23 protein-coding genes are annotated in these 25,099 nt (G+C 35.7%); 17 read left to right on the top strand and 6 right to left on the bottom strand.

Going from position 1 to position 25,099, the window contains the following annotated elements; translation table 11 throughout:
* Positions 1–54 precede the first annotated feature (54 nt).
* The 6 genes from AsAng_RS11890 (at position 55) to AsAng_RS11865 (ending at position 8,689) form a co-directional block, all read left to right on the top strand.
* The gene (locus tag AsAng_RS11890; RefSeq protein WP_264793008.1) at positions 55–2,688 is read left to right on the top strand and encodes a DUF5689 domain-containing protein; all 2,634 of its coding nucleotides are present in this window, start codon (positions 55–57) and stop codon (positions 2,686–2,688) included.
* Between the two features lie 275 nt (positions 2,689–2,963).
* On the top strand, positions 2,964–4,604 hold the full coding sequence (locus AsAng_RS11885; protein ID WP_264793007.1) for a leucine-rich repeat domain-containing protein: 1,641 nt from the start codon (positions 2,964–2,966) through the stop codon (positions 4,602–4,604).
* A gap of 267 nt (positions 4,605–4,871) precedes the next feature.
* A complete protein-coding gene (locus AsAng_RS11880) occupies positions 4,872–5,459 on the top strand; it encodes a hypothetical protein (RefSeq protein ID WP_264793006.1) in 588 nt (195 codons plus the stop codon).
* 12 nt (positions 5,460–5,471) lie between these two features.
* A complete protein-coding gene (locus AsAng_RS11875; protein ID WP_264793005.1) occupies positions 5,472–6,374 on the top strand; it encodes a ketopantoate reductase family protein in 903 nt (300 codons plus the stop codon).
* 13 nt (positions 6,375–6,387) lie between these two features.
* The gene (locus AsAng_RS11870; RefSeq protein WP_264793004.1) at positions 6,388–7,572 is read left to right on the top strand and encodes an ankyrin repeat domain-containing protein; all 1,185 of its coding nucleotides are present in this window, start codon (positions 6,388–6,390) and stop codon (positions 7,570–7,572) included.
* 220 nt (positions 7,573–7,792) lie between these two features.
* Positions 7,793–8,689, top strand: coding sequence for an EamA family transporter (locus AsAng_RS11865; RefSeq protein WP_264793003.1), 897 nt, complete (start codon positions 7,793–7,795; stop codon positions 8,687–8,689).
* 13 nt (positions 8,690–8,702) lie between these two features.
* Here the strand turns inward: AsAng_RS11865 and AsAng_RS11860 are convergent, their stop codons facing one another.
* The 3 genes from AsAng_RS11860 to AsAng_RS11850 form a co-directional block, all read right to left on the bottom strand.
* Positions 8,703–9,458, bottom strand: coding sequence for a LytR/AlgR family response regulator transcription factor (locus AsAng_RS11860; RefSeq protein WP_264793002.1), 756 nt, complete (start codon positions 9,456–9,458; stop codon positions 8,703–8,705).
* Positions 9,459–9,465: 7 nt separating this feature from the next.
* On the bottom strand, positions 9,466–10,545 hold the full coding sequence (locus AsAng_RS11855; protein WP_264793001.1) for a sensor histidine kinase: 1,080 nt from the start codon (positions 10,543–10,545) through the stop codon (positions 9,466–9,468).
* 317 nt (positions 10,546–10,862) lie between these two features.
* Entirely contained in the window at positions 10,863–11,180 is a 318-nt protein-coding gene (locus tag AsAng_RS11850; protein ID WP_264793000.1) for a hypothetical protein, read from the bottom strand.
* 256 nt (positions 11,181–11,436) lie between these two features.
* Here AsAng_RS11850 and AsAng_RS11845 point away from each other — a divergent pair, with 256 nt between their 5' ends.
* The 10 genes from AsAng_RS11845 (at position 11,437) to AsAng_RS11800 (ending at position 20,802) form a co-directional block, all read left to right on the top strand.
* Entirely contained in the window at positions 11,437–12,297 is an 861-nt protein-coding gene (locus AsAng_RS11845; RefSeq protein ID WP_264792999.1) for a hydroxymethylglutaryl-CoA lyase, read from the top strand.
* Positions 12,298–12,654: 357 nt separating this feature from the next.
* The gene (locus AsAng_RS11840) at positions 12,655–13,281 is read left to right on the top strand and encodes a hypothetical protein (RefSeq protein WP_264792998.1); all 627 of its coding nucleotides are present in this window, start codon (positions 12,655–12,657) and stop codon (positions 13,279–13,281) included.
* Positions 13,275–14,120: a DUF3822 family protein gene (locus AsAng_RS11835; RefSeq protein WP_264792997.1), complete on the top strand. Its 846-nt coding sequence runs from the start codon at positions 13,275–13,277 to the stop codon at positions 14,118–14,120. The genes AsAng_RS11840 and AsAng_RS11835 overlap by 7 nt, the downstream gene beginning before the upstream one ends.
* Positions 14,111–14,659, top strand: coding sequence for a 16S rRNA (guanine(966)-N(2))-methyltransferase RsmD (gene rsmD, locus AsAng_RS11830; protein WP_264792996.1), 549 nt, complete (start codon positions 14,111–14,113; stop codon positions 14,657–14,659). Before AsAng_RS11835 ends, rsmD begins: the two co-directional genes overlap by 10 nt.
* A 31-nt stretch (positions 14,660–14,690) precedes the next feature.
* Positions 14,691–15,767, top strand: a complete 1,077-nt coding sequence (locus AsAng_RS11825; protein ID WP_264792995.1) for a cytochrome c biogenesis protein — start codon at positions 14,691–14,693, stop codon at positions 15,765–15,767.
* A 189-nt stretch (positions 15,768–15,956) separates the two neighbouring features.
* On the top strand, positions 15,957–16,163 hold the full coding sequence (locus AsAng_RS11820) for a CcmD family protein (RefSeq protein ID WP_264792994.1): 207 nt from the start codon (positions 15,957–15,959) through the stop codon (positions 16,161–16,163).
* Between the two features lie 236 nt (positions 16,164–16,399).
* Complete coding sequence (locus tag AsAng_RS11815; protein WP_264792993.1) at positions 16,400–17,812, top strand: Glu/Leu/Phe/Val family dehydrogenase; 1,413 nt, start codon at positions 16,400–16,402, stop codon at positions 17,810–17,812.
* Positions 17,813–17,884: 72 nt separating this feature from the next.
* Positions 17,885–18,736: an alpha/beta fold hydrolase gene (locus AsAng_RS11810; RefSeq protein WP_264792992.1), complete on the top strand. Its 852-nt coding sequence runs from the start codon at positions 17,885–17,887 to the stop codon at positions 18,734–18,736.
* A 121-nt stretch (positions 18,737–18,857) separates the two neighbouring features.
* Positions 18,858–19,766 (top strand): 3-hydroxybutyryl-CoA dehydrogenase, encoded by a 909-nt coding sequence (locus tag AsAng_RS11805; protein ID WP_264792991.1) that lies wholly within the window; start codon positions 18,858–18,860, stop codon positions 19,764–19,766.
* Between the two features lie 193 nt (positions 19,767–19,959).
* The gene (locus AsAng_RS11800; RefSeq protein WP_264792990.1) at positions 19,960–20,802 is read left to right on the top strand and encodes a sterol desaturase family protein; all 843 of its coding nucleotides are present in this window, start codon (positions 19,960–19,962) and stop codon (positions 20,800–20,802) included.
* Between the two features lie 165 nt (positions 20,803–20,967).
* On the opposite strand, the gene AsAng_RS11795 is transcribed toward AsAng_RS11800, so the two are convergent.
* The gene (locus AsAng_RS11795; RefSeq protein ID WP_264792989.1) at positions 20,968–21,486 is read right to left on the bottom strand and encodes a GNAT family N-acetyltransferase; all 519 of its coding nucleotides are present in this window, start codon (positions 21,484–21,486) and stop codon (positions 20,968–20,970) included.
* Between the two features lie 91 nt (positions 21,487–21,577).
* Between AsAng_RS11795 and AsAng_RS11790 the strand changes: the two genes are divergently transcribed.
* Positions 21,578–22,108 carry a GNAT family N-acetyltransferase gene (locus AsAng_RS11790; protein ID WP_264792988.1) on the top strand — a complete coding sequence of 177 codons (531 nt, stop codon included), beginning with the start codon at positions 21,578–21,580 and terminating at the stop codon, positions 22,106–22,108.
* A 94-nt stretch (positions 22,109–22,202) separates the two neighbouring features.
* On the opposite strand, the gene AsAng_RS11785 is transcribed toward AsAng_RS11790, so the two are convergent.
* Both AsAng_RS11785 and AsAng_RS11780 read right to left on the bottom strand, forming a co-directional pair.
* A complete protein-coding gene (locus AsAng_RS11785; protein WP_264792987.1) occupies positions 22,203–23,987 on the bottom strand; it encodes an ABC transporter ATP-binding protein in 1,785 nt (594 codons plus the stop codon).
* 437 nt (positions 23,988–24,424) lie between these two features.
* Positions 24,425–25,093 (bottom strand): hypothetical protein, encoded by a 669-nt coding sequence (locus tag AsAng_RS11780; RefSeq protein WP_264792986.1) that lies wholly within the window; start codon positions 25,091–25,093, stop codon positions 24,425–24,427.
* Positions 25,094–25,099: the final 6 nt, after the last annotated feature.

Here is a 25,099-nt window from a genome sequence, read left to right as displayed (position 1 = left end):
GAACTTAATTTAAAAACAGCAGTTATTCAACTAAATAATATATAATATAGCATTATGAAAGCTAGATATTTTAATTTTTCTTCTTTTTTACTTTTGGTAACCTTAATGGTGTTTAGTGCTTGTAAAAAGCAATTTGACGAACCACCTATTAGTGAGTTGCCTAATTTAGAAGCTAATACTACTATTGCCGATGTTATTGCGATGGCTTCACCGAGCCCTGTTGCTTTAGGGAATCAGATTTTGGAAGCAACGGTTATTGCTGATGACAAATCAGGTAATTTTTACAAGCAAATTGTGATTCAAGATTCAACAGGAGGTATCCGTATTGATATTGATGCTTATAGTATTTATAATGATTTCCCAATTGGCCGCAAGGTTTGGGTTAAATGTGAAGGCTTATACATTTGGCAAGACGGAGACGTTCCAGCATTGATTGGTAGTAGTAATACTAATGATTCTAGACTACCTCAATCTACTTACCGTCAATTTATTATTGGTGGAGAATACAACCAACCATTAACACCAACTGTAAAAACTTTGTCTACTTTAACCTCAGCAGACTATCATACTTTGGTTCAATTGGATAATGTTGAATTTGCAGATTGTTTTGCTGGCGGTACTTACGCTTATGCTTCTACACAAACGAGTAAGAACGCTGATTTGACAGAGTGTGCAACGGGTGGAACTGTTATTGTTAGAAATAGTGGTTTTGCTAATTATGCCAATGAGTTGATGCCAACAGGAAATGGTTCTATTATCGCTGTCTATAATTCTTTTAGCGGAACGGCTCAATTGTTTATTCGTGATCCTCGTGATGTAAGCAGCATGACGGGTACTCGTTGTGTTTCTTTGGCCAACTATACTGACGTTAGCATCCAAGCGTTGAGAGGTCAATTCTCTGGTGCGCCAACTTCTGCAACAGGAAAAATCAAAGGTATTGTAATTTCTGATGGAACTAGTGGTCAGTGGCAAGGACGCAACATGGTGATTCAAGAGCCTAATGGTGCTGGTATTACAGTTCGTTTTGATGACGATCATGGTTTTGCAGTGGGAGATTATGTAGAAGTAAAAGTAGGAGGAGCTACTTTAGAGGAATACAACAACCTTTTACAAGTTAATAATTTGCCATTGTGCCGTGCTACTGCATTGCCTAATCCTGGTGGAATTTCTATTACGCCAAGAGTAGCAACGGTAGCGGATGTAATCGCTAATGTGAATGATTGGGAGTCAACATTGATTAATGTTCAAGCTGCTAATATCAATGGTGCAGTTACTTATGGTGATTTTAATGTCATGTTGAACGATGCAACGGGTTCTGTGACTATGTTTAGTCGATTTGCTAATTTTGCTTCTACTCCTTTGCCAACAGGAACTGGAGATGTAACGGCTGTTATTGGAGATCATACTAGCGGTCCTCAATTGTTAATTCGTAATCTATCAGATGTTAACATCACTGGCAGTGGTGGCGGTGGTGGAGGAACTAATTTGAACCAAATTAGTATCCAAGACGCACGTAACTTATTTACAGGAGCTTCAACAACGGCTCCAGATACAACCAAAATTATTGGTATTGTAATTTCAGATAGAGTTGGTGGTAACTGGCAAGATCAAAATGTAGTGATTCAAGAAATTAATGGTTCAGGGATTACGGTTCGTTTTGCAGGTCCTCATACCTTTAATCTAGGAGATGAGTTAGAGGTTAATATTTCTCAACAAACGATTGAAGAATTTAATGGTTTATTGCAAGTAAATGGAGTGCCAAATGCCAATGCTACGGCTTTGTCTTCTGGTAATGTTATTGCGCCAAGAGTAGCGACAATTGCTGATATTATGGCAAATCCTTCTTGGGAATCTACTTTGATTAATGTACAAACAGCTACCTTGAGTGGTGGATCTACTTATGGTGATTTTAATGTAATGTTAAACGATGCTACAGGATCAATTTCGATGTTTAGCGCATTTTCAAACTTTGCATCTACTGCTTTGCCAACTGGTTCTGGTGATGTTACAGGAGTAGTAGGAGATTACAACGGGACACAAATTAATATTCGCAATACTTCTGATGTCAACTTTACTGGTGGCGGTGGAGGAAGCACCAACTTTATTACCATTGGTGCTGCTCGTGCTTTGTTCTCAGGATCGGCTACCAATGCTCCTGCTAATACTTCTATTGCGGGGATTGTGATTTCGGACAAAGATAATGGAAACATTACAGCTAAAAACTTGGTGCTTCAACAAACTGGCGGTGCTGGTGTTGTAGTGCGCTTTACTTCTGATAATACAACGATTTCAGAAGGAGATAGTATTACTGTAGATATTTCTGGTGCTGATATTTCAGAGTACAATGGTTTACTACAAATTAGTAATGTAGCCAATGCGAACGCTGTTGTTATTTCTACTGGAAATACAATGACTCCAAGAGTAGCGACAATACAAGATATTTTAACGAATGCTGAAGCATGGGAATCTACATTAGTGAAAATTAATGGTGCAACGATCTCAGGTGCTACTACTTATTCTGGAACAACTACAGTAACTGATGCAACAGGAAACATGGACATGTATACTCGTTCTGGTGCTACTTTCTCTGGTTCAAATGTAGCTATTGGAACCGTAAGTATTACAGCGATCGTTTCTCAGTTTACAGGTTATCAGATTAATATTAGAAATACTACAGATGTACAATAGGTTTTGATTCCTATTCGATCGAATTCATAAAACAGCCTCTTAGCTTTTTGCTAAGGGGCTGTTTTATTTTTACAACTGGTGTTGAATGTTATATTTTGTATGCTGTTAATGTTTTGTTCTTTAATGGCTTAAGACAGTTTTATTTGCTTTGAAACGTTTAATATGCCGCAATAGTTGTATTGTTTTATTTAATGCTATGGTGTAAATTACTAGGGAAGTTTTTTCTGAAAATCAATACTTCATCAAAAAAACAGCGGAGTATTAAAACTAAAATTATGGACATAAAAGAGTTAGCGCAAGAGATAGAAACATGGGATAAAAATCGGATTCGAAATGTCTTGAACGAAATAAAAGGCAGTCCTATTGAAGTTGTGGTTAAGGAGCGATACCAAGAAATTCTAGATTTTGTAAAAGGCAAAAGATTGTCAGACCTAATCAACCTGCCTGAAACGATTATGGAACCTAAAATTGCTAAAAAAACGAGATGGAAACCTAGCAATATAAGCCAAGAAATTATAGCTACGCTCCCCATAAAAAAAATCGATTTAGGGGGCAAACTGACGAAAAAACTTCCGATTTGGATTACCTATTTAAACCCTCTGACAATAGAAGATATTGATATTGGGTTTAATCAAAAATTGCTTGAAGTTCCTCCATTTATAAGTAGGTGCAAAAATCTAAAAAAATTAAATTTATACGGAACGGCAATAACGATGCTTCCTAAGGAATTTAAGGAATTGACCCAATTGGAACGTTTTAACTTTCCAGGGCTGTTGTTGGCGCAAGAGGGATGGGATTTTAAAGGGTTTGATGAACTGCGTAGCCTTCAAATTGACAGTGATGGAATCGAACCAACCCCTGCACTTTGGAAAGGCTTGGAGCAACTCTCAACGTTAAAAAATCTAAGCGAACTTTTGTTTTCTTATTATCCATACGCTACAATTCCTAAGGCTTGGAGCAAACTTAGTCAGTTGTCAAATCTAGGTTTGGAAGGTCCAATAGGGACAACGTTTTTTTCTATCAAGTATGAAAGCAAATACTACAATGGAACTCCTGATTTAAAGTCGGAATTTCTTTCGCAAGAAGCGAGTGCTCACTTTTTAAAAATCGCTGCTATTCCCCAAGAAGATTATACCGATACGGATTTAGTTTTTGATTATTTAGAATCTGAAAACAAAGCTCAAATTCAGAAGGGCTTAAAAATATTGGAAAATAATAAGGAGTTAAAGCAACGTGCAGAAGCTAGATATTTGCATATCATTCGGGTGCTATTGAAGAACCCAGATGCAACCATAGAGCAATTGGTTGATCTTACCAATTGTACCGAAGTTTTTGACTTGATTTATAAGGTAACGAAATTCAATAAAATAGATTTTAGTCACTTAGATAAACATCAATGTCGTTTAGTGGTAGATCTTTTGGGGGCTTTAATTCGCAATGTGATTAAAATAGAAGATGTACAGGCGGAGATTAAGGAATTATCAACAGAAGAAGCATTAAAAAAGTGGTCATCAAACAAAGGAAAGTTGATTAGAACTTATATTGAGCAAGAATTCTATCAGGGATTGTTATCCAAGGGGTGGTTGCAAAAAATCTTAGCGATTTTTTCCCATTCAAGAATTTACACAATTAGCGACTTTATATTTAACCACACCAATTTTAGTTTGGCAAATGATGCCCTAGTTTTGGAGGAGTTTTATTTATTCCTATTGGCGTATGCTAGCTCAAATTTACACCTAGATATTGCACAGTCGGATGCACCTAATTTGACCGCTATTTTTTGGGCATTCTCTAGGATTCCTTCTTCCAATTGGCAGGATACAGCACCTAATTTTCCGCCGTCTCCGCTTTCTTTTGAAAGAAGTTTTAAATTCAAAGAGGGGGATGATAAGCCGTGGAAAACTAAAGCTGAATAATTTAAGTAGTTAAAAGTTTTTACTCTTTGACAAATCGTGTGGTAAACACTAAAAAAGGGTAAGCTTTTAGAAAGTTATAGGTTGTATGTCCTGTATTTACAGGAACTAAGCATACGACCTATAACTTATAACAAAAGCAGTAATAAGCAGGCAAGGTAGTTTACGATTCCACATCATTTGTCAAAGAACCAAAGTTTTTACTCTTTGATGGCTAAGGGAATGGTTTTTTGTAGCTTGTCAAAGTTTCATTTTTTTAATAAAGTAAGTATGGATCGAACATTATTTGATGAAATTATAAAAGAGAAAAGCATTCAATTTAGAGGAATCGCCCTAGGAACTTCCGTAGATGAAGTAATTGCAAAGGAGGGAAATAATTTTAGACGAAAAAACTCAGGGCATATGTCTCACTTAAACTATTCTTCTGAAGTGGGAAAATGGGAAGATATGACCTTGTACTATGGGTTTAACTCTAATCATGATGTTCTAAAAATAGATCGAATTAGTTGCTGGTTATATGCTTATCCTAGAATTTATTGGGAGGAAGCAGGAGGAACGGATCTGGGAGAATTTTTAAAACAGGTAGAAACCAATCAGCTGCAAGAACATGCCCAAGTCTTTCTTAATACACAACAGGAGCTAATTCAACTCTTTGATGGGCTGTTGGGGGCTGCCTCAAAAATTGAACGAAAGGATTCCGTTTATCGCAAAAAACATCAAAATTTTATGCGTTATACTTGGTTTAAAGACGATTTGCAACTCTCTTTGATGTCTTATTTACACGATAAAGATTTTCCAGAAGGTCCCATTACTTATAATATGAAGCTAAATTTGGTGAAAAGGACTTATATTAAATAATAAGGCGAGGCAATGAAACTCAAAAAAATAGGCATCTTGGGATTGGGAGCGATTGGCTCTGTTATAGCAACTGCTTTGAAAAAGAACGAAACAACCCGCATTTTTTATTACAATCGTTCTCCCAAAGATCAGTTGCGTTTGAAGTACCAAGATACATTATTTCAAACATCTATTGATTGTTCTATCGATTTGAGGAACAATACAACATTAGATTGGTTGATTATTTGCCTAAAGGAACATCAGTACAGTTCTGCCCATATTGGATTAAAAAATCTAATTGGAACTGGGACAAAAGTAGTGGTTATCCGAAATGGGCTTCGACACAAGGAGTCCGTAGAAAAGTATTGCACACGAAATAACCCTATTTTGGAAGTTATTATTGATTGCCCGACTCAGCCTTGTGTAGAAGGAGGCTATGAGCAATTAAAAAAGGCAAAACTTCTATTAAAGAAAGGAATGTGGTTGGATGACTTTACGGCCTTATTTTCTAAGCAGACAATTCATGTTTTAGGGATAGATGATTTTAAAACAGCAAGCTGGAAAAAGGTGGCAGAAAGCGCTGCTTTGGGAGCGGTATTGTGCCTTAGTGGGGCAACCTGTTGGATTTTTGAAGATGAGCAAATACAAAACCTTTATAGCTTGTTATTAAGAGAAGCTATAGAGGTTGCTCTTGCTGATGGTGCAAAAATTGAAGCGTCATTTGAACAAGAAATGCTGATAAAAGTAAAAAAATATCCCCCCAACAAAGGCAGTTCTATGCTGACCGATCGACTCAATGGAAAAACAATCGAATTAGGGGCAAAGAATGGAATTATTGTTAATTTAGGTAATTATTATAATGTACCAACTCCTATGAACCATTGGGTTTGTACTTTGTTGAACTATACCAATAAAACCTTTAGTGTACCCAAGTAGTTTAGACAAGAGTATGAAAACAGCAATAGAATTAATAGAAAGAGGAACCGTTAAGGAGTTTGAAGAAGCTTATGGCGGACAAACTTCTATGCTTCAGGATTTGGTTACGGATTCAATGGGGTTGTTTCGGGGGACATTGCTGCACTATGCTGTTAATTACCGAAAGCTTTCTTTTGTAAAATATTTTGTAGCATTAGGGGCAGACATAGAATCTACCTTAGGGACAGGGCATACGCCTTTGTACGAAGCTATTTTATCCAGATCAACAACGATTGCCCAATACTTGATGGAGCAAGGGGCTAATATCCACACCAAAGATCGCAACAATAGAACCTTATTTTATGCGCTCGTTCAGATGCGGTATGGAGATCGTTCTACCACAAAAATTAAACTACTAAAATTTTTACTTTCATTAGATTTAGACATCAACGAAAGAGACAACTGGGGAAGAACGGTGTTGTATGAATTGCTGCGTTGGAACGAACCTAAGGTTTTAAATGCTTTATTGGAGGGGGGAGCAGATTTGCAAATAAGCGATCGCTATGGTTATACTCCTTTGCATATAGCAGCAGGAAACGGTTGGCCAGAGATTTGCCAAATCTTACTGAAACAAGGAGTGCCAATAAATGCAACCAATCAATATGGGTGGACTGCCTTGGATATTGCAAGGATCAACCAATCTAAACAGACGATTGCATTTTTTGAGGCAGCCCATGCCAATGAAGCCAATACATCTATAGTCCAGTTAATGACAAAGCTGATGGCAGGGCAAGTTGATAATTTGTTACCCTTGTTAAAGAAAGCAGACCATCTCAATTATTACAATTACGATAAAATGTCTTTGTTAAATCTTTGTATCCGAGGAGATCAAGACGAGTTAGCAAAAGAGATCCTGAACAAAAAAAATGTAATTATTGAAGGTGCTTTGGGAATGGCTTGTATTCGGCAAAATACCAAATTGGTACAACTCTTATTAGAGCGGGGAGCAGATCCCAATGAAAAGCAGGCAGGCTGTTCGCCACTGTACAATCTATTTATTTTTCCTAACACTAAAAATACCGTAGGAGTGCTTCAACTGCTCTTAAAATATGGGGCTGTCTTTGATCCCGAAGAAACCAATTTTAGAGGAAGATTAGGCGACCTTATTCAGAAGGTGAAAGATCAAACAATAAATAATTTGTTGGAGATAAAGGACTAATTATAATTCAGTTTCGATATCATGTTAAAAAATATTGTAAAATTACAAATGCATTAATTTGATTATCAGTAGAATAGTTTTTTCTTTTTAGAAAAGTGAGCGATTGGGGCATCAAACAGAGGAATTAATTTGCTTTTTGGTTTTACCAAAAAACAAAAAATTAGCGGATTACTACATCAAAGAACGAGAATTTATAAATACCTTTGCAGAAAAAAAATCAATGAAACTAAGCGATCTGCGATCTGATCGGTATTTAATACCCATTTCCTTTTTCTGCATTTACTTTATTTGGGGGTCTACTTATCTAGCCACAGATTGGGCTTTTGAATCCTTTCCACCTTTTTTTATGACAGCTATTCGCCTGTTAATGGCAGGGGGATTATTGTTATCTGTTAGTTATAAAGGCTATAAAACAGCTACGTCAAAACAAATAAGAAATGCTGCATTTTTTGGTTTTCTGATCCTAGGAATCGGCTCAGGAGGGGCTATGTGGTCGGTCTTGTATTTGGATACGGGAATGGCTTCTTTGATTGTTGGTTGTGAGCCCTTGGTTTTGGTTGTTTTTTCTTGGTTGTTGATTGGGCAACGGGCAAGTATGCAAAAGATGCTTGGAGTAGCGTTGGGAATGGTTGGGATGTATATTTTAGTTAGCCAAGACGCAATTACGACAAGCCCTGATGCTTATAAGGGAATTATTGCTGTATCCGTTGCTATTATGGGATGGACCTTAGGGGCGATTTATATGAAAGGATCAGATTTGCCAACTTCTAAAATTGCCAATACAGCGATTCAAATGCTAACGGCTGGTTTTGTTTTATTGTTGGTTAGTTTAGTCTTGCAAGAAGATATTGCGTCTATTGCCAACCGATTTACTTGGAAAGCCTTTTGGTCTTTGTTGTATTTGATGTTTTTTGGTTCAATTATCGCTTATACTGCTTTTAATTATTTGCTAATCAAAGAAGACCCTCGAAAGGTAGCTACGGCAACGTACATCAATCCAATTATTGCACTATTGTTGGGCTGGTATTTTAACAACGAGGTCATAACAAGCCAATCGCTTTGTGCTGCTACGATTTTGATTTTAGGAGTAGTGTTTATTATTCGAGACGATGAATAATTTGCAGACAAACCTATTGCCCTCCTTTAAAAACTTCTTGAATAATTAAGTTGCGTTTGCTGCGGCTGAAGGGCAGGTGAAAATTATCGATCTCCAGTCTATTTCTTACTAGTTTTGTGGCTTTTGCTTTTGCAATAATATAAGATTTGTGAATGCGCATAAAATCAGCATCGGGAAGCATTGTTTCCATGTTTTTAAGAGATTCAAGGGTAATGTATTTCTTTTTTTCTTGGCAAACAATACGGATGTATTCCCTTAACCCCTCAATATAAATAATATCGTCTAAGTATATTTTTTGAATGTCCCCATCTACCTTTACCGCAATAAATGCTCGTTCGGTAGGAGGCACTAGCGAGGCTGTTTTCTCAATTGTTTTCGTGAGGGGGAGACGGTTGGTCGAGGTTCGAATGTTGAGTTGTTGTTTGGCTTTGTTGATGGATTGCAGAAAACGTTCAAAGGAAAAAGGTTTTAGCAAATAATCTACCGCATTTAGGTCAAAAGCTAGGGGGGCATATTCAGCGTAAGCCGTAGTAAAAATCGTGACAGGAGGATGCGGCAATGTTTTTAATAAATTGGTGCCGCTAAGGGTAGGCATTTGAATGTCTAGAAAAAGCAAATCTACGGGTTGATTTTGCAATATTTCAAGGGCTTTAACAGGCGATTTTACCTTGGCAACAATTTCTATATCTGCTAGGCGATTAATGAAATTTTCTAATAAATTGAGTGCTAAAAACTCATCATCAACAAGCAAGGCTTTAATTTTTGGCATGGTTTCATTACTTATAACGGGTAAATGGAATCATTAAATCAATCTCAAACGTTTTTGGGTGGTCTTTCTTTTTTAAGCTATAATTATCGCCATAATTGATTTTTAGGCGTTCTTGGATATTATGGAGTCCTACACCACCTACTTGATCTTTTTGCTTCTGATAATTATCTTTGGAATTCAAGGTTTTAAAAATAAGGCAATTTTTTTCAACGCTCAAATTCATTACAACATAAGCGGCCTCATTGGTGTCAAAATCACAATGCTTAAAACAATTTTCGACCAAGGGAATTAAAATCATAGGTTCTATTTTTATGCCTGTTATTTTGCCTTCTATCACTAGACGTATGTCTAGTTCTGTTTCACTACGCATTTGAAACAGTTCGATAAATTTATCAATGTGAAGCAATTCATCTTCTAGATAGACCAACGGTTCTGCTCCTTTATAAATAACATAACGCAGCAAATCGGATAACTTTAAAATCATATCTGGTGTTTCCTCCGATTTGGTAACCGCCAATGAATAAATATTATTGAGGGTATTGAATAAGAAATGCGGATTGATTTGTGCTTTTAAAAACTGAATTTGTGCCTGTTGGTACTGGTGGATGACCTTCATGTCTTTGCGTTCTTTGTCCGCACGATTGACCAATACTTGATATAAGAGACTAAAAACTAAAATACCAAGCGATGTAACAAATATAAAAACATAGGAAAACAGGTTGTTTCCAATTAGAGGTTGGTATAAATTGTGGATGAATGGCTCGTAAAAATTATCAGGTGCAAAAGAGTGAATTTGTATGCGCAAGGCTAAAACACTAATAAAGAGTAACAAAGTAGATAAAAGATAGGCACCATAACGTTTTTGTTCAAGCAAGCGATTGACCAAAAAATAAGCATTGCCATAAAACAAAAGAATCAGACAAAGCATATTGGTTAAGGTTCTAAAAATAGCGATCTGAAACCCATAAAAACTCCCTGTAATGGTCATAAATAAAGCGGTAGTGGTCAACCAAAAGCCTAAATGAAGGACGAGGTTTAACTGCTTGTTGTTGAGTTGGGATGAGGATGGATTTTTCAATGGCGACATCTGTAATGGTATTAAAATTTAAGAGCCTGTTGGGGCAAGGTACAATTACTCGTTGGATAAATAAAGTTGTTTTCAATGAACTGTGTCAAATGAACTACCAATGGTTGCCAGAGAGAGGGAAGGAAGGGTTTAAGTACGAAAGAGAGATTAAAAATGATTGATCGCACTGAAACAATAGCCAACTTTTAGAGCTTGGCAGATTGCAGACACAGCAGGAGTTGATTACTAGCTGTAGGTTGGTCGAAATATGCCAAGCTCAAGAAAGTGAGGATAAACGGAGTTGAATTGTAAATAATGGAACGACAGCTAAAAACAGATTATTGATATTTGGTGCCATCAAAATATTCGTCGTAAGCATCTGGATTGTGGTTGACCAAAATAACAATTGCAATCCCTCCAAAAACAAGCCCTAATTTGAATAAGAAGGAGCCTAAAATACCCATGGATTCTATCCATGCTAAAAAACCTACTGTGAGTCCTACCGAGTTGATTATAAGACAAAGGCTTCCTGTGAAAAACATAAGGCAACCAATTAACATCCAAAATAAACGCAATTTAGGATTTTTATCTGTAGTAGTGGTCGCAAAATAGATTAAAGAGGCTAAAATTAAAAAGCCAACCAATTGCATGATCATTTGATTATAATTTTTTGATGATTAGACATTCAAAAGCAAAAAAATAACGAAGTATTAACATTAATACAACTTGTAAAATGACCCTGAAAAAAATTCATTTCCTGATCGTATTGGTATTCAAAGTCTAGTTATATGCCCGCAAAGATAGTGTATTATTTGCAAACAAATGCCCATCTATTTAGTATTTTGAACTTTACCTTTATCTTTGTGTTTTTTAATGAAGAACTGTAGAACACCCGAGAATACAAAAAATATTATGGTCAAAGTAATTGAATGTCCTAGAGATGCCATGCAAGGCATCAAAGAATTTTTTATAGAAACAGATGTAAAGGCAAATTACATCAACAAGCTGCTCCAAGTAGGGTTTGATACCATTGATTTTGGTAGCTTTGTTTCTCCCAAAGCCATCCCCCAAATGAAAGATACGGCCAAGGTGCTCTCAAAACTAGACTTAGACAGTACGGCTACTAAATTGTTGGCAATTGTTGCCAACAGAAGGGGGGCAGAAGATGCTTGTGCGTTTGACGAAATTGCATATTTGGGCTATCCTTTTTCTATTTCTGAAACGTTTCAATTACGAAATACCAATGCTACGATTACAGAATCACTCAAACGTTTGTCTGGCATTCAAGAATTATGTCAAAAAAACAACAAACAGCTAGTGGTTTATGTTTCTATGGGATTTGGAAATCCTTATGGCGATGAGTGGAATGTAGAAATTGTGCAAAAATGGGTCAATTTATTGGCAGATATGGGGATTAAGATTTTGTCCCTATCTGATACCATTGGTGTGGCTAATAGAGCAACCATAGAGTATTTATTTAGCAATCTAATCCCTCCTTATCCAGATGTAGAGTTTGGTGCGCATTTTCATACCCGCCCAGACGAATGGGAAGAAAAAATTGATGCTGCTTTCCGAAATGGCTGCCGTCGTTTTGATGGTGCAATCAAAGGTTATGGCGGTTGTCCTATGGCAAAAGATGATCTGACAGGCAATATGCCAACAGAAAAAATGCTGAATTATTTTATCAACAAAGGAGTTGATTTGAATTTTAGAATGGATCTTTTTGCAGAAGCCATGGGAATGACAAATTCTATTTTTCCTGTACACACCTAAAATAATACTCCGTTAATTAGCTCGTTACACTCGTGAGATAGTTTTTGGCTTTATAACTTTAGCTACAAACTAACGCAGTGTAATAATCGAATACAATTTATAAACGGAGTAATGCTAAAAGAAAAATAATTAACAACATAATATACACCAAAAAAACAATTTACGAGCATCTTTCTTATTGATGAAAAATTATTTTTTGGGGCCTACTCAAAAATTGGATATTAATGTTGTTTTTTTTCCATAAAAAATAAGTATAATTGCAGTTAGAGAAAATGAACAAAATTTTTCTATTCATTTTTTCTGATTTTTTGTTTAGCCTTGAGAAATAAAATACTATAATCTCATAACATACTACAAATGAAAATTGCACTAAATATTTTGTTGTCATTGGCTGCCCTCGGGTTAGTTTATTTATTGATTGAATCTATTCGTAAACCGATTACATTCAAGGAAACAGGCGAAATTAGAGAAGAACAGGTTAGAGAACGATTGACGCAAGCAGCTGAACTTCAAAAAATCTATAAGGCATTGCATGGTAAGTATGCCGATAACTATGATTCCTTAAAATATGTATTGACACACGATACTTTTTTGGTGGAGCAAGTTATTGGAGATAAATACGACACCAACCAAGTAGTATCTACTGTTGAGGTTAAAATACCAGCTAAAGATTCTTTAAAAGGTTTTATCAAAAAATCATTGATGAAGGTCAAAAAACCAATGATGTCAATCGATGAGTATTTTGATTATGTAACTACAGTGCCTTTTTCTGATGGTCAGAAGTTCTACATCAAAACAGGAGAGGCTATCGTAGAAGGTACCGACTCTATGATGACTTCTACTTTTGAAGTAGGTACCACTATTGGTACTTATATGGCAGAATTTGACTCTGCTGGGCATGTAATTTACGATCCTGAATATAATCCAAACAAGTTGCGTAAAGTGGGTGACTTATATAAACCCTCAACAAACGGTAATTGGTAGAAATCTTATATAATATATTTGAAGAAGATTTTAACAAAAGTCTTACTCATACCTATGACCTATCTGTCCTTATGGGGATAGATAGGTTGTCTTATTTAATTAGTAATCAACAGAATCAAGTGGTTGCTCTGAGAACTTATCAGTTGTCTGATTTGCCCCAGCAAGGACCACTCAAACAGTTACTAATTGAAGACAGCATTATTCGAGAAAAATTTAGATCGGTCAAAGTTGGTCTTTTTTCGCCACGTTTTTCTTTGGTTCCTCTGTCCTTGTTTGACGAAAAGGAAGCAAGCATTTATTTGCAACAAACAGTGGCACTAAAGGCAAATGATCGGGTTGCTTTTGATCAAATAGAAAGCTTAAAAGCAGCTAATATTTATGCTTTTGAAGAACCTTATATACAGGATATTATCGAACATTTTCCTGCGGCACAGTTTTTTCATGTGTCAACGGGCTTGATCAATAATTTTATTGCAAATTTTGATAGCAGCAATTCCAAAAATATATTTCTCAACATCTATGATCATTATGTAATGATTACAGTGATTGAAAAATCTAAGTTGCTGTTTCACAATATCTTTTCTTTTAAAGCATCACCAGATTGTTTGTATTACGTTTTGTTGGTTTACAAACAGTTGGGACTAATGCCTCAGAAACATCCCCTATACATCGTTGGAGAGCTAGTTGCTAAGTCGGAAATACATAAATTGTTGTATAAGTATATTAAAACAATTCACTTTGTTAACCGACCTAATTTCTATGTTTTTGGAAATAAAACTCAAGTAGATTTTCCTCAGAATTTTTTCTTTGATTTGTACAGCCTTAAATTATGCGAATAGTTAGTGGCTTCCTAAAAGGTCGCCGTTTTGATATGCCTAGTTCGAAGTGGAAAACTCGTCCAACCACAGATTATGCGAAAGAAAGCTTGTTTAATATTCTTTCAAATTGGATTGAATTGGATGGGATCGACGTTTTGGATTTATTTTCGGGAACGGGCAATTTAGCTTATGAGTTTGCTTCAAGAGGAGCCAACCATGTTTGCTGTGTAGAAAAATTTGGGGCTTGTGTTCGTTACATTCAACAAAATGCACAAGCATTCAAACTAGAGCAGGTTCTAGAAATAAGAAAGCAAGATGTCTTTAAATTCCTAGGAAATCATAACCAACAATACGATGTTATTTTTGCCGACCCACCTTATGACTCACCCAAATTTCAATTATTAGTCAATATAGTATTTCAACAAACTTTGTTAAAAGAAAATGGTTTGTTAATTATTGAACATGATTCTCGTCAAAATTTTGCAAATCATCCCAAATTTGTAGAACTTCGCCAGTACGGACAATCTTATTTTAGCTTTTTATCTAATAAAGAATTATAATCCATTTTATTCTTATTTAGAACAACCATAAATGAATAAACTTTACAAAATATTAGGGGTACTTTTAGTAGGTTATAGTATTCTGGCAGGTATGTTAATTCCTTTGAGTACTGGAATTACAGGCGTTAGTCCACGAGTGGCACAAGGAGGAGAGGAGTTGGCTTTGGTTTTACAGGCTTATAATTCTAATTTTGATGCAGAAAAAGGAGGCTACAAAGCTAGAATTCGACTAAACCCCAGAGAGGCTATTTGTGCCAAAAAAATAGAAGTGAATAACGCTCAACAGTTAACGTTGTTTTTTGATATTCCATTAGGTAAGTTGCCAATTCAAGCAACAACAGCCGATGGCAAAAAATCTCCCTTTCCGCTCTTGGAAATGTCTGGGCAACAAGGGGGCTATAGTTCTTTGGAATCTGTTGTTTATATCAAAGATAGTTTAGGTGCGGACAGCCTTGCGCCTAGTTTTTGTGCCATTGAATCGTTTGATCAAGGAGTAGAAAGCGAAGTAACTTTTCCTTTTCTTAATATTTTAGAAGAAACCATTCGCAATTTGTTTTATCATGTTCCGATGTGGTTTGCAATGATGTTTTTATTATTGATTTCGGTAGGCTATAGCATTTTGTATTTGTGGAAACCTGAGGTGGAGTACTACGATACACAGGCTTCTTCTTTTGCTGTGATAGGAGTCTTATTTGGGATCATTGGAATTACTACAGGGGCTTTGTGGGCTAAGCATACTTGGGGAGCCTATTGGTCATTTGACGTGAAGCAAAACACATCTGCTGTAGCGTTACTGATCTATTTGGCTTATTTTGTCTTAAGAAGCTCTTTTGATGATATGGATAAGCGAGCTAGAATCGCTGCAATTTATAATATTTTTGCCTTTGCAACATTAATTCCTTTGCTTTATATTGTTCCTAGAATGGTAGATAGTCTTCATCCAGGAATGGGGGGAAATCCAGCATTTAGTAAATTGGATTTGGATAATACCATGCGAATGGTGTTTTATCCTGCTGTAATTGGCTGGATGTTAATGGGAATTTGGATGTCTAACTTAGTGGGGAGAGTTGAGCGATTGACCAGAAGAAAGTTAGAAATGGAGGAATAATTTTATTCTTTTGTTATAAATATAAATGTATTTGAATTTTTCTTTTTAAGTTAGTGATATTCAAAGTATTATGTTTTTGCTATTTTGTAGTCAATTTCTATGTTTCTTTAACAATTGCTATTTTGTCAAAATATAATTTGGAAAAATTCTTTTTTTTTAAAAAAAACGCCATTTTTAAGGTCTATATTAATGAAGCAAGTTATTAACATATTAGTACTCAGTTTGATACCTATTTCTGCTTTTGCTCAGGATACTAGTGCAAATGATTTTTTTAGTAATATTGGAAAAATATACGTGACAGTAGGTGTTTTGCTTATCTTGTTCTTTGGAATAATTGGCTTTTTGATCTTTTTAGAGCGAAAAGTCGCTAGATTGGAACAAGAAATGGATGATTGATAAAAAGATGTGCAAGGAAATAGAAACTACTTAATACAAAATTGCACATTTGCTGGATAATAAATTTAGTCGATTGATACGATTGTATAAGATTAATTATTAGAAATAATGCGCAAATATTTATTTGCCTAAATGTTTAATTTTATAGAATGGTGTTCTTGAAATAGAGATACAATGATATCAATAGACTATTAACAATAACTAACCGTTTATAATAACTTTAACCAAAAAAAACTATGTCAAATTATAGCTTTTTTGAAGGAGTCGAGAAAAATTTTGATAAAGCAGCTAAGCACACCGATTTGCCTAGTGGTTTGTTGGAACAAATCAAAGGTTGTAACGCTGTTTTCCGTATGAACTTTCCTATAAAAAGAGGAAATGATATCGAAGTAATCGAGGCTTATCGTGTACAACACTCGAACCATAGATCTCCTACCAAAGGAGGTATTCGCTACAGCCAAGGAGTTAATCAAGATGAAGTAATGGCATTGGCTGCTTTGATGACCTATAAATGTGCTGTTGTTGATGTTCCTTTTGGTGGTGCCAAAGGGGGAGTAAAAATCAACGCTAGAGAGTATAGCGAGGAAGAATTAGAAAAAATCACTCGTCGTTATGCTTCTGAATTAGTACGTAAAAACTTTATCGGTCCAGGTATGGATGTTCCTGCTCCTGATTATGGAACAGGCCCTCGTGAAATGGCTTGGATTATGGACACCTATGCTGCTCTAAATTCTGGTGAAATTGATGCTGCGGGTTGTGTTACTGGTAAACCAGTTTCTCAAAACGGTATCCAAGGTCGTACAGAGGCAACAGGACGTGGTGTTTATTATGCTGTTCGTGAGGCTTGTAACCACGAAGAAGACATGAATGCTCTAGGACTAACAACAGGTCTAAAGGGTAAAACCATGGTTATCCAAGGTCTAGGAAATGTAGGTTCTTTTACGGGTAAAATATCACAAGACGAAGGTGATGTGAAAATTATTGGTGTAGCAGAATACGAAGGGTCTATCTACAAAGAGGATGGTCTTGATATTCATGCATTGCTTGACTTTAGAGCAAAAACAGGTTCTATCGTTGGCTTCCCTGGATCTACTACTTTAGAGCATAGAAGTTCTGCTCTCGAACTAGAATGTGACATCTTGGTTCCTGCCGCTTTGGAAAACCAAATTAATGAAGGAAATGCAGCAGACATCAAAGCTAAGATTATTGTTGAAGCTGCGAATGGTCCTGTAACTCCTGAAGCAGAAGAAGTACTATTAGCAAAAGGATGTTTGATTATTCCTGATATGTACGCTAATGCAGGAGGGGTAACGGTTTCTTATTTTGAGTGGTTGAAAAACCTTTCTCACATGCGCTTTGGTCGTATGCAAAAACGTTTTGAAAGCAATCGCTACGAATTGTTGGTTGATTTGGTACTCAAAATGACAGGCAAAGAATTAAACGCAGGAGAACGCAAATTGTTGACCTTTGGTGCCGATGAGGTTGATTTGGTACGCTCTGGTTTAGAAGAAACAATGATCAATGCTTATAATGGTATTCGTAATACTTGGAAAGCAAAGCCTGAAATCAAAGATTTACGTACGGCTGCTTTTGTTTATGCGATCGAAAAAATTGGAAGTGATTATACCGCTTTGGGTATTTGGCCTTAGGATTTTTTTAAAATAAAATTGTTTATTAAGCCTGTTTCTTTTGTTAGAAATGGGCTTTTTATTTCTATTAAAATGATCAATGAAGAATTAATCAAAATCAAAACAAAAGATGGGGAGCAAGTTGCTTTGTGGAAAATCACAGCGCCATCTAGCCAAGTGCATCAAAATATATTTTTGGGGCATGGGACCTTTTCTAACAAAAAAGTTTGCATGGGAATTGCCTCTTTTTTGGTTGAACAGGGGTATACTTGTTGGATTGTTGAATGGCGAAATCATGGCGAAAGTCCTCCTCCTAAACAGCATTTTAATTATGAAACAATTGCCCTATATGACTTTTTAGCTGCTTTTGATTTTTTATTTGAAGTAAAAAAAATTCAACGGCTAAGTTGCATTGCGCATAGTGGTGGTGGAATTTGCCTAGCGATGTTTTTGGTTCGGTACCCCAAATACATTCCCAAAATTCAGCGCATCACTTTGTTTGGCTGCCAATCTTTTGGCGCTGCCAATAACGTTGCGAATTATACAAAAATATTACTTGGTAAATATTTAACCGCTTTAACCAAGCACATTCCAGCAGAAAAAAAAGGCTTGGGAGAGCATAACGAAAGTTATTTTTTGATGAAGCAATGGTTTGATTGGAATTTGTCCAAGAAATTTAATGGGGCAGGTGATTTTGATTACCTAGAAAATATGCCCTTAATCACTACTCCCATCTTATCTATCTGTGCAAAGGGGGATACCTTTATTGCTCCTGTTCAGGGCTGCAAGGCTTTCTTAGATGGTTTTAAAAATCCCCAAAATAAATTGTTGTTTTGTTCCAGACAAAATGGGTATTTAGAAGATTATAACCACAGTCGTATTTTACATTCTAGTAGTGCCAAAAAAGAAATTTGGCCAATTGTCTTAAATTGGATGTCGCAATAGCTGGCAAATTCTAAAAACAACTTAAATAATATAGTGCTTAACTACTTCTTTTAAGCCTACTTCTGTATCTTTGGGGGCGTTATCCAATAAAAAAATAAAAAATACTTAAACCATAAGAATAATGAAAAATATTGTTGTAATAGGTGCAGGAACAATGGGAAATGGAATTGCTCACGTTTTTGCTATGAATGGCTACAGTGTATCCTTGGTCGATATTTCTGAAGCTGCTTTGGAAAGAGCATTAGGAACCATCTCTAAGAATTTGGATAGAATGGTAAAAAAAGAAAAAATCACCGAAGCAGATAAGAGCGAAACACTAGCTAATATTACGCTTTCTACCAACCTAAATGAAGCGGCTGCAACGGCTGATTTGGTAGTAGAAGCAGCAACCGAAAATATTGATTTAAAACTCAAAATTTTCAAACAAATAGACGAAGCAGCACCAGCAAATGCCATCTTGGCAACCAATACTTCTTCGATTTCTATTACAAAAATAGCAGCGGTAACTAGTCGTCCTGCACAAGTGATCGGAATGCACTTTATGAATCCTGTACCTGTTATGAAATTGGTAGAAGTGATTCGTGGTTATGCGACTTCAGATGAGGTAACCAATACCATTATGGAGATGTCTAAAAACTTGGGAAAAATTCCTACAGAAGTAAACGATTATCCAGGTTTTATTGCCAATAGAATCTTGATGCCAATGATCAATGAGGCAATTTATTCTCTATATGAAAGCGTTGCTGGGGTAGAAGAAATTGATACCGTAATGAAATTGGGAATGGCGCATCCAATGGGGCCACTACAATTGGCAGATTTTATCGGCTTGGATGTTTGCCTATCAATTTTGAATGTATTGCACGATGGTTTTGGAAATCCAAAGTATGCACCTTGTCCTTTGTTGGTGAATATGGTTACAGCGGGGTACTTAGGACGCAAAACAGGAGAAGGTTTTTACAAATATGAAAAAGGAAGCAAAGAATTGGTTGTTTCTTCAAGGTTCAAAAAAAACGATGCTAGCTTAGTATAGTATCCAATCAATATAACTTTTTTGTTAAAAGTCATTTCGTACTGTGGTATGGAATGACTTTTTCTTTTTATTCATTGGTCATTTAATTAAAATATATCTATATTAGAGATTAGCTTAATAATCAATCCTTATTAAAAATGACTCTTTGATTCTTTATCAAAAAAGAGCGCTAAAAATTAAAAATCTAATCGACATGGATGCCTTAATAAATTATTTTTCAGAGATGCCCACAGCACATAGAGCAGGGGTATTGTTTGGTGGCTTAACGCTATTTTTTATTATAGAAAATACACTCCCCTTATTCAAGACAGCATACAACAAAACAAAGCATACAGGGCTAAACATCTTTTTTACCTTGACAACCATTGTCATTAATTTTGCCATGGCTTTTATTTTAACAGGAGCAGCCGTTTATGTAGAAACGAATGAGTTTGGGTTCTTGTATTGGATTGGTGCAAGTGCTTTGATTCAGGCTACCGTAGGCTTAATGTTAATGGATTTTATTGGCGCTTGGTTGGCGCATTATATAGAGCATCATATTACTTGGATGTGGCAATTTCATGTGGTACACCACACCGACCAAAATGTTGATACCACTACGGCCAATCGCCACCACCCAGGAGAGAGTGTGATTCGATTTGTTTTTACCACAGCAGCAGTATTGATTGTAGGAGCACCTATTTGGTTAATCTTTTTGTATCAAACCCTTTCGGTTGTTCTGACACAGTTTAATCACGCCAATGTTAAGATGCCAGATTGGTTGGATGCAGGGCTTCGATTGGTGGTGTGTACGCCTAATATGCATCGCATTCACCATCATTATCGCCAACCTTATTCCGATACCAATTATGGTAATATTTTTTCTTTCTGGGATCGAATTTTTGGAACTTATGTGATGGTGGATAATTCCAAGCTAATTTATGGAGTCGATACTTATATGGATGAAAAGGTCGTCAATAATGTGGTAGAGTTGCTTAAGATTCCTTTTGCTGGTCATCAAGAACACATTGAGTATGAAGAAGAGGAGCAGTTGTAGAAAAAGAAAAAACTTGCTGCTTAATGCATTGTAAGTTAGTAGCTCTATTGTTTATTTACGTTGTGAATTTTGTGGCGTTAAAATTTAGAAATTTGAAAATTTGAGGATGAACGAAGATAGATCATCTTCAAACTTTCAAATAATTTAGGCGGTATACTCTTGCCACTATAGAATCAATTGATAAAGCAATAATTCTTCTTGACTGTTAGGAAGAATGACCGTCCTCGAAAATTTTAGCCCCAATTTTTCTAGAAGCCGTTGCGAGGCAATATTTTCTTTGATCGTAATGCCACTAATCTGTTTTAATCCAAACTCATGGATAGCAAGTTGCATTATTTTTTGAGCCCCTTCAAAGGCATAACCCTGTTTTTCGAATTCAGGGAATAGAGCAAAACCAATGTCTATGCCTTCAAGACCTTCTCTGCTATACAGCCCACAGGACCCTACTTTGCAACCATCTGTTTTTCGAATCATAGTATAATTAGAATAACCTAGCCGATCCAATTGTGGTGTTATTTTTTCTTGAATATAATATTCAGCATCTTTGAGGGAACGAACACTTCGATCGCCAATATTTTGAATCCATTTTGGAGTGTTTAATAGTCGAAGTATAAATGGGGCATCTTCCTTAGTTGTAGGTTTTAGAATTAACCGTTCTGTTTCATAAGAAATATATTTTTTCATATCTTTTGTTTAAAAACTATTACAAAATGGAATTTTAGATGATTAGTTATTGTTATGGGAAATTTACTTAACATCGTTTATTACTATAAAAATGGAAAAAATAATTGAAACTCAGCGTTTAATCCTAAGAGAAATCTCTGTAGCCGACCAAGATGGCTTATTTGAATTAGACAGTGATCCTGAAGTGCATAGATATATAGGAACTCAACCTTTGACAGACCCCAAACAAGCGCTAGAGGTAATTGATCTCCTGCAAAAACAATACAAAGAGAATAATATTGGTCGTTGGGCGGTTATTGAAAAAGAAAGCAATCGGTTTTTGGGCTGGTCAGGATTAAAACTATACAAAGAGAAGGTAAATGGCTATGAGAATTTTTATGAGTTGGGCTATCGATTTATACAAAAGTATTGGGGGAAAGGTTTTGCTACAGAAACAGCAAAAGCTTGGGTAGATTATGGTTTTAGAAAACTAGGGGTAAACGCTATTTATGCCATGACGGATCCTGAAAATATTAATTCTAGACATGTTTTGGAAAAAGCTGGTTTTAGAAGGGTAGAGCAATTTGATTTTGATGGAGACCCTACCGATTGGTTTGAAATTACGAGATCCAATTGGGAATAGCTTAAAATAAAATGACCTATCAATTTGAAAAAGGCTGTATTGTAGCGCACTTTTAAATTGATAGGTCACTCCATTTTGATGATATAAACAACATCTATTCCACTTCTTCTAAGCGTTGTTTCTCGTGAATTTCATAATAATAACCTCCTTGTTGAAGCAACTCTTCATGCGTTCCTTCTTCCACAATTTTTCCTTCATCTAAAACGATAATTTTATCAAATTGCAGGGCAGCGTACAAACGATGTGTAATAATAATTGTCGTTTTATTGGCACAAGCTGTATTAAGGTAATTGGTAATTTGAGCTTCTGTTTTGGTATCTACGGCAGACAAACAGTCATCTAGTAATACAATGTCAGGCGTTTTCATCAACGCACGGGCAATGGATATACGCTGTTTTTGGCCACCTGATAGCGTAACTCCTCGTTCGCCAACAATGGTATCAAACTGTTCTGGCAAATTCATAATATCATCGTAAACAGCAGCGTGTTTTGCATATTGCTTGATCTTCTCTTTGCTCGCATCGTTGTGCCCAAAAGCAATATTGTTATAGATGGAATCTGAAAACAAAAAGACATCTTGAGGAACATAGGCAATGCGTTCTCTTAGATGGGCTAGATTGTGTTGGGCAATCGGTTTGCCATCCAATAAAATTTGTCCTGATGTGTTATCATACATTCTTAACAGTAAATCCGCCAAAGTGGTTTTTCCCGAACCTGTTCGACCAATAATCGCCATGCGTTGCCCTTCTTTTAGGTCAAATGAAATATCTGTTAATGCTTTGATGCCCGTATCAGGATAGGTAAATGAAACATTGTCAAAGACCAAATTTCCTTTGATAGCTGTTTTCTCAATGCTTTCATCTACTACTATATCTGGCGTAGTCTTTAGAAATTCATTAATTCTTTTTTGAGAAGCAGCAGCACGTTGTATAATAGAGGCGACCCAACCAATAGAGGTCACTGGCCAAGCCAACATATTGATATAAATAACAAATTCAGCAATGTTGCCCGTTGAAATTTCGCCATTCATGACCAAAATTCCTCCAACATAAATGGTGATAATGGTACTGATTCCAATTAATAACAACATTAGTGGATGAAAAAAGGCATTTACTTTGGCTAATTCCAATGATTTGGCTTTGAAATCCTCGGTTTCTGCTCGGAAATAATTTCCAATGGCTTTTTCTTGCCCATAAGATTTTACCACACGAATCCCAGAATAGACTTCTTGGGCTAGGCTGTTTAAAACAGAAAGCTGTGCCTGAATGCGAGTACTTTTTTTATTAATGATACTGGTTACATAATAAATAGAAAAAGAAAGAATTGGCAATGGAATTAGAGCATATAGGGTGAGGGTAAGGCTCACCTGTACCATGGAGTAAACAACCATGGTGCAAAGTATGGTCAAGTTGATGCTGTACATGATCGCAGGCCCCAAATAGGTTCTTACATGATTGACATCTTCTGTAATTCGTGCCATTAAATCTCCCGTATTGTTGCGCTTATAAAAAGAGAGGGTCAATTTTTCGTAACGCGCATAAATCTCATTTCGCAAATCGTACTCAATGAGACGGGACATCACAATAAGCGTTTGACGCATAAAGAACATAAAAAAGCCCATCAACAAGGCAAAACTTATCACCAAAATCATAAAAAAGAAAAGGGTGCTCCCTATACGAGTGAGTAGATCTTCTTGTACCTCAAAATTGTTGTATAATTGGTATAAGGTTACGTTTTCAATCACCAAATCCAAGGCGTAACGAATGATTTGAGGTTGCCATACTCTAAAATAATTAGAGATAGCAATAAACAAAATTCCCAACAAAAAACGTCCCTTGTACTTTAGGAAATACTTATTTAAATAGGCTAATTCTTTCATAGTGCAAATATAACAAAAATGCAGGGGAAAGGTTTTTGCCAAGAAAATTCTTTGGGAAAAGTAACTATATTGGGACGCTAAAAAACAACTATCAATAGTCACGATTTAACTTAGTTCTATGGCAAATAGACTAATGCCTCAGGGGATCGATAATATATATAGGTGAAATATTGAAGTTTATTGTTTAATGTTGATAGTTCGAGAATGAAATATTTCAATTTCTCTTGTAGTGTTTGTGTTATACGGTTTTAATACACATATATAATCGTAAGGATAGCATTTGTATTGGCATCTCCGTTAACTATGTGATTAATTTACTCGTTTTTATCACAACTGGTTAGCAATAAAACAATAGTAAAAAAAATAAAGACACTATTTGCTTTTTCATAATAAGGAAGGTTTTATGTTATAAAATATATAATTGTGCTAATCCTAAATTAATTGATCGTTAACTTAGAATAAGAATATGCAATGGTTTCTACTAATAGGGGAATAGTTATGCCGATTATAATACCTTGGGTTATAAAATTGGTAGAATAAGGGGTTAAGAATGGTCGAGCTTTATAGGTGAAAATGAGGATAAAACAAGTGAACACTAATCCTATCCAACTCATGAAGTATAAAAAATAATTCGTATTGATCTGCCAGTGTAAATATCCTGTCAATATAAAAGCAAAGAATAGCCAAAGTGAAGCTCCTAAAAAACTAACTTCCCATACAGTTAGGTTCTTTAGTCCCCAAAAAGAGAATTCATAAAATTCGCTAATGATTTCTTCTTTTGTCATGGATTGGCTAATATCAAATCTATTTTTAAGTTTGAGCAGAATGGCATTATTTCTTTGTTTTAGTTTGACACAATGAGGTGAATTGTAACAAGGAGTAGTATCTTGAGAATAAAAAGAGTCCTCTACTTTTTGGATAAAAATAGCAAATCGGTAAATGTCTTTAAATTGTTTGTAATCTGTAAATAATAGCTTTTGTCCATCTGTGCTATATCCTAATGAAACAGTATTAGTTGGAATAATTTTTATTCCTAAAAAATAAACCAGCAAGCATATGATTGCTAGAGTTGTAGGAAAGAGAAAGATTATAAATGTTTTTTTCATTATTTA

The sequence above is a fragment of the Aureispira anguillae genome, from assembly GCF_026000115.1.
Classification (GTDB): Bacteria; Bacteroidota; Bacteroidia; order Chitinophagales; family Saprospiraceae; genus Aureispira; species Aureispira anguillae.
Note: the sequence above shows the minus strand (reverse complement) of the source record. Positions and strands in the feature narration are given on the sequence as shown.